Raw genomic sequence first — 14,630 nt, 5'->3', positions numbered from 1 at the left:
GAAATATGATACGAAAAGTCCAAAAAACAAGCTATTTTTGCACTGTGAAACATTTTAATACATTTTTGAAGACCGTGTTGTTGACATTTTTGGTGTCTTTGACATGCGTTACCTGTAGGGCTACAGAGTCTGCCGACTCCGTGGTCATCGCGCTGCTTACCTGTGGGCCGGGCGACGAGGTCTATTCGCTCTACGGCCATACAGCCATCCGTTATACCGACCATCGCACTGGCGAGGATATGGTCATCAATTACGGTATGTTCTCTTTCAATCAGGACTATTTTGTCCTGAGGTTTGTCTTCGGACTTACTGATTATCAGATGGGCATCACGCCTTTTGATTATTTCATGCGCGAGTATCAGTATGAAGGCCGGTGGGTCTACCAGCAGACTCTCAACCTCACCGCTGAGCAGAAGCGTGCCATCAGTGAAGCCCTTGCCCACAATTATCTGCCTGAAAACCGTACCTATCGTTATAATTTCTTCTATAACAACTGTACCACCAAGGCCCGCGATGTCATTGTGGGTCAGTTGGGTTGCGACATAGAATATCCTCAGCGCAACCTTGACGGTGTGACCTTCCGCACTATGCTTCACCAGTGGAATGAAGACTATCCCTGGAGCCGATTGGGCAATGATTTGCTCCTCGGTGTTAAAGCCGATCGTCAAGTCTCTATGGCTGAGCGTCAGTTCCTGCCCGACAGTCTGCGCGAGGATTTTGATGATGCTTATCTGCGGCTTCCCTCTGGCGAGCGTCGCAAGCTGGTCTCAGACAGTCGTATGCTCTATGCACCATCGTTGTCGCAACTGGCTGAAAAGCAAGATGCAGAGTCTGGCTTTGCGGCTGCGATGCCTCCTATGGCTGTGGCCCTTGCGGTGCTGATGGTCGTGATTGTCGTCACCATCATCGAGTGGCGCACCCGCCGCATCCTCTATGGGCTCGACATCCTGTGGCTTCTCGCTACGGGTGTGGGAGGAATCATCCTGACAGCCATGATTTTCTCGCAGCATCCCACGGTGAGCCTTAATTTCCAGATACTGATACTCTCTCCGCTCTGCCTTGTAGCCCTTTGGCCCGTGGCGCGTTCACTGCGACGCCGCCAGTTCAGCAGATGGCTGTGGGTGATAGCCGGGTCACTGGCATTGTCACTTTTTATGGGCATTTGGCAAAAATATGATGCGGCAATATGGACTTTGGCATTATCTTTGCTGTTTAGAGTTGCAGTACTCTATAACTGGTGTAAACGAACAAAACAAACAACCGCATGAATAAATGTCTGACAGCGATATTGCTCGCACTCTCAGCTACCGCCTCGGCCCAGCGGCTGCAGCCGGCGCCCCGCCTCGTGGTCAATATCACCATCGACCAGTTGCGTACTGATTATATACAGGCTTTCGCTCCTCTCTACGGTCCCGACGGATTCAAGAAACTTCTGTCCGAAGGGCGTGTCTATGAGGCCGCAAGCTACGACTTTCTTCCCATTGACCGTGCCTCGGCTGTGGCGTCTATCAGTTCGGGCACTACACCTTATTATAATAATATAGTAAGCTCGCAATGGCTTGACCGAGCCACGCTGCGCCCCGTCTATTGCGTGGCAGACAGCAAGGTGGGTACTTCGCCGCGCCTGCTTTCCACTTCTACCATAGGCGACGAGCTCAAGGTGGCTACTGGCGGCTCTGCGCTCGTCTATGCCCTCGCTTTCAGCCGTGATGCCGCCGTCCTCTCTGCCGGTCATGCTGCCGACGGAGCCGTGTGGGTCGACGACAACCGTGGCGTGCTTGCCACCTCGGCCTATTATCCGCAGAAGGCGCATAAGTGGCTCAATGCCTACAATGCCGTCTATTCGCAGCGCGCGTCGGATGACCGCACCAAGAACCTTGCCGTAGCCCATGCAGCTCAGGCTTGCGTGGTGGAGCAGGCTATGGGGCGCGATGCCGTGACTGACTATCTCGCCGTAACGCTCTCTGCCAAAGGGCGCGGCGCAGCCAACTGGCAGACAGATATGGAGGGCGTGTACATCAAGCTCGACCAACTGCTGGGCGACCTTGTGGCTGGCATCGAGAAACAGGTAGGTAAGGAGCATGTGCTGTTTGTGGTGACCAGCACGGGCTATACCGATGAAGAGAATGTAGATTATTCCAAATACAATGTGCCCACCGGCACGTTCTACATCAACCGTACCGCCAATCTGCTCAACATCTATCTCGGTGCTGTTTATGGCCAGGGTAGATATGTTGAAGCCTGTTATCACAACGAAATCTATCTGAATCACAAGCTGATAGAGCAGAAACGTATCAGCCAGAGCGAGGTGCTGGTGCGTTGTCAGGAGTTCCTTATCCAGAACTCGGGAGTGCGCGATGTCTATACCACCAACAGCCTTCTCAATGCGGGCGGCGATACACGCAAACTGCGTAACGGCCATCATCCCGCCATCAGCGGCGACATTGTGGTCGAGGTGGCTCCAGGTTGGCAGTTGTATAACGAAGACAATCAGGAACGCTACACTTGTCGTGCTTCGTTTGTGCCGTTCCCCATCATATTCTATGGCGCCGGAACCCCGGCAGAGCACATCAATACCCCGGTAAGCGTGGAGCATATCGCACCCACCATTGCCAAGGCCATACGCATCCGGGCTCCCAATGCCTGTAAGTCAGAACCCTTGTTCTGACGTTTTTCCTGCAACCTCTGTCGGCGGCAATGCCGTGACGTCGACGGAGGTTACAGGCTTTGTTTTTCCCTTGTTTATTATAGCCATTCCCAAGGTGCCTTTGCGGGTGCCTGCATCGATAGATATGTAAGTGTAGGCGCTTGAGCCCTTGCAGTATGGCACAAAAATGATTGCAGACATCACTGCGTGTGATTAAAATACGGCAAATAGTGCATAATTGTACGAAAATATTCGTACCTTTGCACATGATTATCAAGATAATAAATAAAATAATATAAGCAATGAATTTCAACAAAATTCTGAAGTCGCTGTTTGGAGACAAGTCCACCCGCGACATGAAACTCATCCAGCCCCTTGTAGAAAAGGTAAAGGAAGCATACCCTGCCATCAAGGCCTTGAGCAACGACGAACTGCGTGCCAAGACCAAGGAGATACAGAAGTATGTGCAGGATGCTGCCCTGACTGAGAAAGAGCAGATAGCCAAGTTGCGTGCCACCATCGAGGAAACTCCTATTGATGAGCGTGAGAAGATTTTCAACAAGATAGACAGTCTTGAGAAGGACGCGCTCGAGAAGTATGAGAAGGCTCTCAACGATGTTATGCCTATTGCCTATAGCATCGTCAAGGATACCGCCCGCCGCTTTGCCGAGAACGAGGAGACTGTGGTTATTGCCAACGACTTCGACCGTGAACTGGCTGCCAATCCCGCCAACGACTTTATCACCATCGATGGCGACAAGGCCATTTACCACAACGAGTGGACGGCCGGAGGTAACAAGGTGAAGTGGGATATGGTACACTACGATGTGCAGATTTTCGGTGGTATCGCCCTCCATCAGGGTAAGATTGCCGAGATGGCTACTGGTGAGGGTAAGACTCTTGTGGCTACTCTGCCAGTATTCCTCAATGCGCTCACCGGCAATGGTGTACACATGGTGACCGTCAATGACTATCTGGCCAAGCGTGACTCCGAGTGGATGGGCCCACTCTATATGTTCAATGGACTTAGTGTAGATTGTATCGATAAGCACCAGCCCAATTCTGAGGCCCGTCGCAAGGCTTATCAGGCTGATATTACCTTTGGTACCAACAATGAGTTCGGCTTCGACTATCTGCGTGACAATATGGCTGTTTCGCCTGCCGACCTTGTGCAGCGCCGCCACAACTACGCCATCGTCGATGAGGTCGACTCGGTGTTGATTGACGATGCCCGTACCCCACTTATCATCTCTGGCCCTATCCCCAAGGGCGACGACCAGATGTTTGAGCAGTTCCAGCCCCTCGTTGAGCGTCTCTATGAAGTTCAGCGCAAGCAGGCTACCGAACTCCTTGCCGAGGCACGCCAGAAAATCAGCGCCGCAGAGAAAGAGGCTGATGCCAAGAAGGCTCAGGAGTTGCAGGCTGAGGGCTTCCTCGCTCTTTTCCGTTCCTTCAAGGCTCTCCCCAAGAACAAGGCGCTTATCAAATATCTCTCTGAGGATGGCATCAAGTCTGGTTTGCAGCGTACCGAGGAGATGTATATGGAGAACAACAACCGCCGTATGCCCGAGGCCGTCAAGCCTCTCTATTTTGTGGTAGACGAGAAGCTCAACAGTGCCGACCTTACCGATAAGGGAACTGCATGGCTCGCCGCCCAGGTCAATGATGACAAGCTCTTTGTATTGCCCGACATCACTTCTCAGATGTCTGCGCTTGAGAGCCAGACCGGTATCTCCGACCAGGAGCGCCTGGACAAGAAGGACGAGATGCTTGCCCACTATGCATTGCAGAGCGAGCGCGTGCATACTCTCCAGCAGTTGCTCAAGGCTTACACCATGTTCAACAAGGATGACGAGTATGTCGTTATCGATGGCCAGGTCAAGATTGTTGATGAGCAGACAGGCCGTATCATGGAGGGTCGCCGCTGGAGCGATGGTCTCCACCAGGCTGTTGAGGCCAAGGAGCATGTCCGTGTTGAGGCTGCCACCCAGACCTTTGCCACTATCACCCTGCAGAACTACTTCCGTATGTATCACAAGCTCTCCGGTATGACCGGTACTGCTTCTACTGAGGCTGGCGAGTTCTGGGATATCTACAAGCTCGATGTTGTCGAGATACCTACCAACCGTCCTGTCGCACGTATCGATATGGACGACCGTCTCTACAAGACCAACCGCGAGAAGTATCGTGCCGTCATCGAGGAAATCGAGGAGATGCGCAACGCCGGACGTCCCTGTCTGGTGGGTACCACTTCGGTAGAAATCTCAGAGTTGCTGAGCCGTATGCTTACCCTTCGCAAGATACCCCACGAGGTGCTCAATGCCAAGAACCACTTGCGTGAGGCCCACATCGTGGCCCAAGCCGGACAGAGTGTTAATGGACTGGGCGCCGTGACCATTGCCACCAATATGGCAGGTCGTGGTACCGACATCAAGCTCTCTCCCGAGGTCAAGGCTGCAGGTGGTCTCGCCATCATCGGTACCGAGCGCCACGAGAGCCGTCGTGTAGACCGCCAGCTGCGTGGTCGTGCTGGCCGTCAGGGCGACCCCGGTTCGTCTGTTTTCTATGTATCTCTCGAAGACAAACTCATGCGCCTCTTCGCTTCCGAGCGTATCGCCAAGATTATGGACCGCATGAAGATTGAGGACGGAGAGCGTATCGAGTCGCCTATCATGTCGCGCGCCATCGAGTATGCCCAGAAGAAGGTCGAGGAGAACAACTTTGGTATCCGTAAACACCTGCTTGAGTACGATGATGTGATGAACAAGCAGCGTACTGTTATCTACGACAAGCGCCGTCATGCACTGATGGGTGAGCGCATCGGTATGGATGTCGCCAACATCATCTGGGACCGTTGCGTGTCTATCATCGAGAACAACGACTACGAAGGCTGCAAGGAAGGCTTCCTTAAGGTTCTTGCCATGGAGTGCCCCTTCACCGAGGAAGAACTTCTCGCCGGCAAGCGCGATGATTTGGCTGAGCGCGCATTCCAGGAGGCTATGGCTTCATTCAAGCGCAAGAACGAGCGTATGCAGAGCATTGCCTACTCCGTAATCAGCGACCTCTATCAGGCCCATGGCGACCGCATCGAGCGCATTGCCGTTCCAGTGACCGATGGCCGCCATATCTACCAGATACCTTGCAACTTCAACGCTGCTTATACCTCTGAGTGCAAGGAGGTGGTCAAGGAGTTTGAGAAGTATATCGTCCTCCATACCATCGATGACGAGTGGAAGGAGCACCTTCGCCAGCTCGACGAGTTGCGCCACAGTGTGCAGAACGCCACTTACGAGCAGAAAGACCCGCTTCTCGTGTTCAAGCTCGAGAGTGCCAAGCTTTGGGATGCCATGATTGACGACCTCAACAACCGTGTGGCCTCAGTCCTTATGCGTGGTCAGGTGCCCGAGTTGCAGCAGCCTGTACAGGAGGCAGCCCCCGAGGAGCGTTCCCAGCGTTACAATGAGCAGAAGATGGACCTCGACGAGCAGGCCCAGCGCAGCGCTGCCCAGCGCGATACCCGTGAGGGAGCCGACCAGGTCAACCACACACCTTTCGTAGCTCAGAAGATGCCACGTCCCAATGACCCATGTCCCTGCGGTTCGGGCAAGAAGTTCAAGAACTGCCACGGACGCAATCTCCGATAATATGATTGAAGCCAAAGACCTGCTGAAGCAATTCGGCGAAAAGACAGCTGTAGACATCCCGTCGTTTGTTATCAACGACGGAGATGTCCTCGGACTCGTCGGCAACAATGGTGCCGGAAAGACCACATTCTTCCGACTCATCCTTGACCTGCTCGACGCCGACCGGGGGTCGGTCACCATCGACGGAGCCAACCCTGCCGAGAGCGAAGACTGGAAAGCGGGTGTAGGAGCTTATATTGACGAGGGTTTCCTTATCGATTTCCTTACCCCCGAAGAGTATTTCGAGTTTGTCGGCAAGGTCAACGGCATGAGCCGCGACCAGGTTGCCGAACGGCTGACTGTCTTTGAGCGCTTTATGGCTGGCGAGGTGATGGGGCAGAAGAAGTACATACGCGATTTCTCTGCCGGCAACAAGCAGAAGGTGGGCATCGTCTCAGCCCTGCTCAGCCGCCCAAAGACCGTCATTCTCGATGAGCCGTTCAACTTCCTCGACCCGTCAAGCCAGATACTGCTCAAGAAACTCCTTGTTGATTATGCCGCCCAGGAGCATGCCACCATACTGGTGAGCAGCCACAATCTGCAGCACACCATCGACATCTCTACGCGAGTGGCTCTCTTGGAGCATGGCCAGATTATCAAGGACTTGCCCAATGAGGGAGGTAGCGCCGAGAGCGAGTTGGAGAGCTACTTTGAAGTGAGCGAATAGCCGTCTTTAGGTTTCACCCTATACCGTTATCCCCATAGATGTAGGTACTTCCTGCCTCTATGGGGATTATAGTTTCTGCATGTTCGACTTCCGAGCATGGATCTACCGGTGCCGAGCATGTCTCTACCGATGCCGAGCATGTCTCTGCCGGTGTCGAGTTCGCCTCTGTGGATACCGAGCATGTCTGCCTATCTGCCGGCACTGTCCTCGCTTTCGCTATTCATGCCTTTGGTTATCTGGCGATTAACGAAGAAAGCCATTCCGACACCGTGATGATGTCAGAATGGCTTTCCTCCTTTTATATGATAAGATGTATTAATACTCTTCTTCGGCTACGTCTTCAGCCTCCATGTTCAGGTCTTCGGGGTCGGTGTCGAAGGTGGTGCGATAGCTTTCTTCCGTGAGCTTGTCCTCGTCATAGCTATCGTCGTCCTCGTCATAGTCCTCGCCGCTGTCCTCGTTGACATCGTCCAATTCCTCGTCGTCCTCATCCTCGTCAAAGTCACGCATTTTCTTGTCGTCCTCGTCAAATTCCGACTTGTAGCGGGGCTTCTCCACTTCGGGTTTCAGTTTGGCAAAGATGGCCTCCACCCACGAGCCTTTGGGTATCTCGAGCACCTCAAAACCGTCGTTCACTTTCTTCTCATACATGCCGCCGGGCTTGTGCAGACGGTTGGCGGGTAGGGTAGTGGTGCTGATGTCAAAACCGCTGAGGATGATATCCTGAATGCTCTGTGAGAGCGATTCCCAACCACCGCCGAAGTTGCGCTCGAGCACCTCCATGAGCTTGGCAGCCGAGATGTGGCGTATATTTTCATAGGTGAGGTCGGTGACTCTGTTGATGGGACGCTTCTTGACAGCCCACTTCTGTACGTGCTTGTCGTCGAGCTTGATTTGTCCGATTTTGAATCCGCGCTCTTCGTATTTCTCGAAGACTTTGGGGTTGTCAATCTTTATCTCTTCCAGCTCAAAGCCACTCTTGATAATATCCATGTAATGCTGCAGGTTGTCTTTGAAATCGGCTTCCTTTTCGCCACTTTCCCAGAGGCGGAAAATGTCGTTTTCTTGGGCGTCCCAGATATTACTCTTGTTCAAAGTTTTGAGTGTCAGAACTTTATGGTCTTGCTTCATTGTTTGTGTAAAGTTTGGAGTTTGTATTGGCTGCAAATGTATACAACAAATCGTTAAGTTGCAAATTTTTATGCAAAAAAAATCGTATCAATATGAAAAATATCATTAACTTTGCAATAATTATGAGTGAACCGTTAGCTGAAAGGATGCGTCCGCGCACCTTGGATGATTATGTAGGACAGCAGCATTTGGTGGGTCCGGGAGCGGTGCTTCGCAAGATGATTGATACGGGGCATATCTCTTCGTTTATTCTTTGGGGACCTCCTGGCGTGGGCAAGACCACTCTTGCCCAGATTGTTGCCAACATGTTGCAGGTGCCTTTTTACACGCTCAGTGCCGTGACCAGTGGAGTCAAGGATGTGCGCGATGTGATAGAACGTGCCAAGAGTGGGCGCTTTTTCAATTCCGCCTCACCCATACTCTTCATCGACGAGATTCACCGGTTTTCCAAATCCCAGCAAGACAGCCTCCTTGGGGCGGTCGAGCGTGGCGTGGTGACGCTCATCGGTGCCACCACCGAGAATCCCTCTTTCGAGATTATCCGCCCGTTGCTCTCCCGATGCCAGCTCTATGTCCTCAAGTCGCTCGAGGCTTCCGACCTGCTCTCGCTTCTTCATCGTGCTGTGACCCAGGATGTCGAACTCTCCAAGCGCCATATCCATCTGCAGCAGACCGATGCGCTGCTGCGCTATAGCGGTGGCGATGCGCGCAAACTGCTCAACATCCTCGAGCTCGTTATCAGTGCCTCTACCGACGACGAAGTGACCATCACCGACGAGATGGTCGAAGAGCGGCTCCAGCAGAACCCCTTGGCCTACGATAAGGACGGCGAGATGCACTACGACATCATCTCTGCCTTTATCAAGAGCATCCGTGGCAGCGACCCCGATGCCGCCCTTTACTGGATGGCGCGCATGATAGAGGGAGGCGAAGACCCCAAGTTCATTGCCCGCCGCGTGGTGATAAGCGCCGCCGAAGATGTGGGACTCGCCAACCCCAATGCCCTGCTCATGGCCAACACCGCCTTTGATGTGGTCAACAAGATAGGATGGCCCGAGGGCCGCATTGCGCTTGCCGAGGCTGTGGTCTATCTCGCCACCAGTCCCAAGAGCAATTCTGCCTATCTCGCCATCGACGAAGCCCTTGCTGCCGTGCGCGCCACTGGAAATCTGCCCGTGCCGCTGCCCATACGCAACGCCCCCACGGCGCTCATGAAGGAGCTTGGCTATCACGACGGCTATCTCTATCCCCACGACTATCCCGGCAACTTCGTTGCCCAGTCCTATCTCCCCTCCGAGTTGGGCAGCCGCCGCTTCTGGCACGCCCAGCACAGTCCTTCCGAGGAGAAACTCTATCAGCGCATGCTGCAATACTGGGGCGACAGATATAAAGATGATAAGTAAACCAACAATGAATATAGTATTATTGGATATGCAAATAGTATTATTAGACGGATATGCGTCCAATCCGGGCGACCTTACCTGGGAACCCCTCAAAGAGATGGGCGAGGTAACAGTGTACGACCGCACGCAGCCTTCAGAGGTAGTCGAGCGTGCGCATGATGCCGAAATCATAGTAACCAACAAGGTGACACTCACGCGGCAGACGCTTGAGCAGCTGCCCAACCTGCGGCTGATATGCGTCTTGGCCACGGGATACAACACCATCGACACCCTGGCGGCCCGCGACTTGGGCATCACCGTGTGCAACGTGCCTGCCTACAGCACCGACAGCGTGGCGCAGATGGTCTTTGCACTGATACTCAACATGACCAACCGCGTGGCCCACTATGCCCGCCAGACCCGCGAGGGACGTTGGTCGGCAGCGCCCGACTTCTGCTACTGGGATTTGCCCGTGAGCGAGCTCGCCGGCAAGACCCTCGGCATCGTGGGCCTCGGCCATATCGGTGCCAAGGTGGCAAGTATAGCCCGCGAGTTTGGCATGGATGTCTTTGCCTTCACCAGCAAGAACTCCATCGACCTGCCCGACTATATCCAGAAGACCACCCTTGAGGGACTCTTCGGTGTGAGCGACATCCTTACCCTCCACTGCCCGCTCACCCCCGATACCCACGAGCTCATCAACGCCCGCACCCTCGCCCGCATGAAGCATGGCGCCCTGCTGGTCAATACCGGCCGAGGCCCTCTGGTCAATGAGGCCGATGTGGCTGAGGCTCTTGCCTCCGGACAGCTTGGCGGCTATGGTGCCGACGTGATGTGCAGCGAACCGCCGGCTGCCGACAATCCGCTCTTCGCCCAGCCCAACGCCTTCATCACGCCCCACATCGCATGGGCATCGGTCGAGGCGCGCCAGCGACTGCTCAACGCCACCTTCGACAACATCCGCGCATTCCAGGATGGCCATCCCCAGAATGTGGTCAATCCCTAAGCGCCATTTGAGATAACCCTTTGCCGTGGGCCTGGTCTGTCTGTCAGATTAGGCCCATTGCTTTTTTGTCTGCCGTCTCGCCCCGTCTCTCCCGATGCCATCCATAATATAGTTGCAAACCACGAAACGACTATTTCCCGTCTTTATACCATTGTTTCCAACCACGAAATAACCATTTCGCACCCCGCAAAGATGTTGTCTGTCATCACGGCCATCATCTCTGCCATCGCCGACATCATTGCAGATTGCTGACAACTTTTCGGCTTAACTGCAAAATAATTGGACATTCGCTTTGAATTGCGGGCGAATTGTGCTAACTTTGTCTCATATATAATAATGTAATAGAAAGTAGAATATGGATTTAGTACAACGGTTTATCAATTATACACAGTTTGACACCCAGTCTGCCGAAGACTCTCAGACTGTGCCAAGCACGGCCAAGCAGCTCGTGTTTGCCAAATACCTGAAGGAAGAGTTGGAGCGCGAAGGTCTCTCTGATGTCGAGATGGACGAGATGGGCTACATCTACGCCACCCTCAAGGCCAATACCAAGAAGGAGGTGCCCACCATCGGCTTCATTGCCCACTACGACACCAGTATGGACTGCTCTGGCGCCAACATCAAGCCCCGCATCGTCGAGAACTATGACGGTGGAGACATCGTGCTGAGCGAGGGCATCGTGTCATCGCCCTCCAAGTTTCCCGAGTTGCTCGACCACAAGGGCGAGGACATCATCGTGACCGACGGCCACACGCTGCTCGGTGCCGACGACAAGGCGGGTATAGCCGAGATTGTCGAGGCGATGTGCTATCTGCGTGACCACGACGAAATCAAGCACGGCGACATCCGTGTGGCTTTCAATCCCGACGAGGAGATAGGCATGGGTGCCCATCACTTCGATGTCGAGAAGTTCGGATGCGAGTGGGCCTACACCATGGATGGCAGCGACCTGGGCAACCTGGAGTATGAGAACTTCAATGCTGCTGCCGCCAAGGTCATCATCAAGGGTATGAGCGTACACACGGGTTATGCCAAGGGCAAGATGGTCAACGCCAGTCGTCTGGCTTGCGAGTTCAACGCCTTCATTCCCGAGACCGACATCCCCGAGACTACCGACGGCTACCAGGGCTTCTACCATCTGCTGGGCATCGACAGCCACTGCGAGGAAGCCAAGCTGAGCTACATCATCCGCGACCACGACCGCGAGAAGTTTGAAGACCGCAAGGACTTCATCGAGTCTATCGCTGCCCGTATGAACGAGAAGTACGGCGAGGGCACGGTCAAGGTTGAGCTGCGCGACCAGTACTACAACATGAAGGAAAAGATAGACCCCAACATGCATGTGATTGACATTGTGCTCAAAGCCATGCAGGAGACAGGCGTCACCCCCAAGGTTGAACCTATCCGTGGCGGAACCGACGGTGCCCAGCTGAGTTTCCGAGGTCTCCCTTGCCCCAATATCTTTGCCGGCGGCGTCAACTTCCATGGCCCCCACGAGTTTGTCTCCATCCAGGTCATGCAGAAGGCTGTGCAGGTCATCACCCGCATCTGTGCCATCACCGCTGCATACAACGACTGATTATCCCCAATAGCGATAGAAGCTGTTCCTTGTTGAGGAGCAGCTTTTTCGCTTTTATCCTATACGCTTATGGCTGAACTTCCGGCTCTGGTCAAGGACCTTGCACTCATACTCATCGTGGCTGGCGGCGTCACACTGCTCTTCAAGCGCTTGCGCCAACCCCTCGTTTTGGGCTACATCGTGGCGGGCTTTCTCGTGTCGCCCCACATGCCCTACACCATGTCGGTGATAGACAAGGCCGACGTGCAGATGTGGGCCGACATCGGCGTCATCTTCCTGCTGTTCTCTCTGGGCCTCGATTTCTCGTTCAAGAAGATACTCAAGATGGGCATGGCGCCCATGATAGCCGCCATCACCATCATCCTCTGCATGATGTTTGCCGGCACCGTGGTGGGCCACCTCTTCGGGTGGGCGCGCATGGACTGCGTATTCCTTGGCGGCATGCTTGCCATGTCGTCCACCACCATCATCTACAAGGCTTTCGACGACCTGGGGCTCAGGCAGCAGAAGTTTGCCGGGCTGGTGATGAGCGTGCTCATCCTCGAAGACATCATGGCCATCGTCATGATGGTGATGCTCTCGGCCTTTGCCACCGGGGCCAACCCCGACGGCGAGCAGATGGTGGCTTCGGTCGTCAAGATAGGCTTCTTCCTCACGGTATGGCTGGTGGTAGGCATCTTCTTCATCCCCATGTTCCTGCGCAAGACGCGTCTGCTCATGAATGACGAGACCATGACCATCGTGGCGCTCGGACTCTGCTGCGCCATGGCGTGCATCTCCACGCTGGTGGGGTTCAGCAGCGCCTTCGGAGCCTTCATCATGGGCAGCATCCTTGCCGAGACCATCGAGGCCGACAAGATTATCCAACTGGTAGAGCCTGTGAAGAACCTCTTCGGTGCCATCTTCTTCGTATCGGTGGGCATGCTGGTCGACCCACATATCCTTGTCGCTTATGCCGTGCCCATCGTCATCCTCGTGCTGACCATCCTCGTGGGCCAGAGTGTGCTGGGCTCGATGGGATTTCTCCTGAGCGGTCAGACACTGCGCAACTCCATGCGCTGCGGTTTCTCTATGGCTCAGATAGGTGAGTTCGCGTTCATCATAGCATCATTGGGACTCTCGCTCCACGTCATCGGCAACTTCCTCTATCCTGTCGTGGTGGCGGTATCGGTCATCACCACCTTCCTTACACCTTATATGATCAAGGCTGCCGACCCCGCCTACCACCAGTTGGAGAAGCGGCTGCCCAAGCGGTGGCTGCGGCGGCTGGGCCATCTGGGTCTTGCCACCCACTCGAGTGCGGTGGAAAGCGGCAACTGGCGACTGCTGATGCGCAAGCTGCTCACCACGGCGCTCATCTACAGCATCCTCACCACCGCCACCATCACCCTCATGTTTACCTTCTTCCTGCCCTTCATCCGGCAGATACTGCCCCACTGGTGGGCCAACGGCGTGTGCGGCCTGGTCACGGTGGTACTCATCTCGCCCTTCCTGCGCGCCATCGTGATGAAGCACAACCACAGCGACGAGTTCAAGGCGCTCTGGACGGGCAACCGCATCAACCGTCTGCCGCTGCTCTTTACCATCGTGGCGCGTATCTTCATCGCCGCGGCGTTCCTCTTCTATATCTGCAACTATCTGGCACGCTTTGCCAATGCCATCGTAATCACTCTGGCGCTCATCGTGATAGCCATCTTTGTGATGTCGCGCAATCTGAAGCGTAGCAGCATACATCTGGAGCGACTCTTTGTGCAGAACCTACGCTCTCGCGACATCGAGGCACAGGTGCGCGGGCGCAAGCGGCCGCTCTTTGAGGGTCATCTGCTTGACCGCGACCTACATATATCCGAGTTTGAGATTCCCCTCAATTCCGCCTTCGCCGGCAAGAGCCTCGCCCGTCTGCAGTGGGGGGCGCGCTTCGGCGTCCTCGTGAGCAGCATCCTGCGCGGTTACCGTCGCATCAACATCCCCGGTGGCTCCACCATCCTCTTCCCCAAAGACAAGATACAGGTCATCGGCAACGACGAGCAGCTGCATGCCTTCGGCATAGAACTCAGCAGCAATCTTGTGCCCGAAGACCCCAATATAGAGAAGCGGGAGATGGGGCTGCACAGTCTCGTCATCCACGCCGGTAGCGCCTTTGTCGGCAAGACGCTCAGCGAGAGCGGCATACGCGAGAACTATGACTGCATGGTCGTGGGAGTAGAAGAGGGGCAGCAGAACCTTACGATGATTAATCCCAAGCGTCCCTTCGAGCAGGGCGACGTCATCTGGGTGGTGGGCGAGCGAGACAGTATTGACCGTCTGCTCCAAGCCTGATGGCGTGGAGATGTGCGTTGCTGTAAAGGTAAAGGGTTGCGTTTAGCCTAAGGTGTTATTACTGGTTTGCCATTATAGCCTACACATTCATGCTCATTATCCTTGCTGCTTGTAACCGGCCGATACTCACATCCGTATCGGCTGAAACTCGCATCCGTGCCGTCCGATACGTATATCCGCATCGTCCGATACGCATCTGCAGAGATGGTCAGCAGA

General features: G+C 54.5%; 9 protein-coding genes. 8 read left to right on the top strand and 1 reads right to left on the bottom strand.

All coding sequences use genetic code 11. The annotated features are described in order from the left end of the window. Positions 1-92: 92 nt before the first annotated feature. From CIK94_RS09930 to CIK94_RS09910, 4 genes are all read left to right on the top strand, one after another. Positions 93-1,268 carry a DUF4105 domain-containing protein gene (locus CIK94_RS09930; protein ID WP_254046198.1) on the top strand — a complete coding sequence of 392 codons (1,176 nt, stop codon included), beginning with the start codon at positions 93-95 and terminating at the stop codon, positions 1,266-1,268. Then, on the top strand, positions 1,265-2,668 hold the full coding sequence (locus tag CIK94_RS09925; RefSeq protein WP_094385003.1) for an alkaline phosphatase family protein: 1,404 nt from the start codon (positions 1,265-1,267) through the stop codon (positions 2,666-2,668). The genes CIK94_RS09930 and CIK94_RS09925 overlap by 4 nt, the downstream gene beginning before the upstream one ends. 281 nt (positions 2,669-2,949) lie before the next feature. Next, positions 2,950-6,291, top strand: a complete 3,342-nt coding sequence (gene secA, locus CIK94_RS09915; RefSeq protein ID WP_094422898.1) for a preprotein translocase subunit SecA — start codon at positions 2,950-2,952, stop codon at positions 6,289-6,291. A 1-nt stretch (position 6,292) separates the two neighbouring features. Further along, entirely contained in the window at positions 6,293-6,997 is a 705-nt protein-coding gene (locus CIK94_RS09910; RefSeq protein WP_022311638.1) for an ABC transporter ATP-binding protein, read from the top strand. 315 nt (positions 6,998-7,312) lie between these two features. On the opposite strand, the gene CIK94_RS09905 is transcribed toward CIK94_RS09910, so the two are convergent. Beyond that, positions 7,313-8,128, bottom strand: coding sequence for a hypothetical protein (locus CIK94_RS09905; RefSeq protein ID WP_094388062.1), 816 nt, complete (start codon positions 8,126-8,128; stop codon positions 7,313-7,315). A 122-nt stretch (positions 8,129-8,250) separates the two neighbouring features. On the opposite strand from CIK94_RS09905, the gene CIK94_RS09900 reads away from it, so the two are divergent. From CIK94_RS09900 to CIK94_RS09885, 4 genes are all read left to right on the top strand, one after another. Further along, positions 8,251-9,531: a replication-associated recombination protein A gene (locus CIK94_RS09900; RefSeq protein WP_094385014.1), complete on the top strand. Its 1,281-nt coding sequence runs from the start codon at positions 8,251-8,253 to the stop codon at positions 9,529-9,531. 28 nt (positions 9,532-9,559) lie between these two features. Continuing rightward, positions 9,560-10,516 carry a D-2-hydroxyacid dehydrogenase gene (locus CIK94_RS09895; protein WP_094422896.1) on the top strand — a complete coding sequence of 319 codons (957 nt, stop codon included), beginning with the start codon at positions 9,560-9,562 and terminating at the stop codon, positions 10,514-10,516. A 355-nt stretch (positions 10,517-10,871) separates the two neighbouring features. Next, a complete protein-coding gene (pepT, locus tag CIK94_RS09890) occupies positions 10,872-12,095 on the top strand; it encodes a peptidase T (RefSeq protein ID WP_022311634.1) in 1,224 nt (407 codons plus the stop codon). Between the two features lie 69 nt (positions 12,096-12,164). Beyond that, the gene (locus CIK94_RS09885) at positions 12,165-14,414 is read left to right on the top strand and encodes a cation:proton antiporter (protein WP_094385020.1); all 2,250 of its coding nucleotides are present in this window, start codon (positions 12,165-12,167) and stop codon (positions 14,412-14,414) included. The last annotated feature ends 216 nt before the right edge of the window (positions 14,415-14,630 follow it).

The organism is Prevotella sp. P4-51, assembly GCF_002251455.1.
Lineage (GTDB): Bacteria > Bacteroidota > Bacteroidia > Bacteroidales > Bacteroidaceae > Prevotella.
Note: the sequence above shows the minus strand (reverse complement) of the source record. Positions and strands in the feature narration are given on the sequence as shown.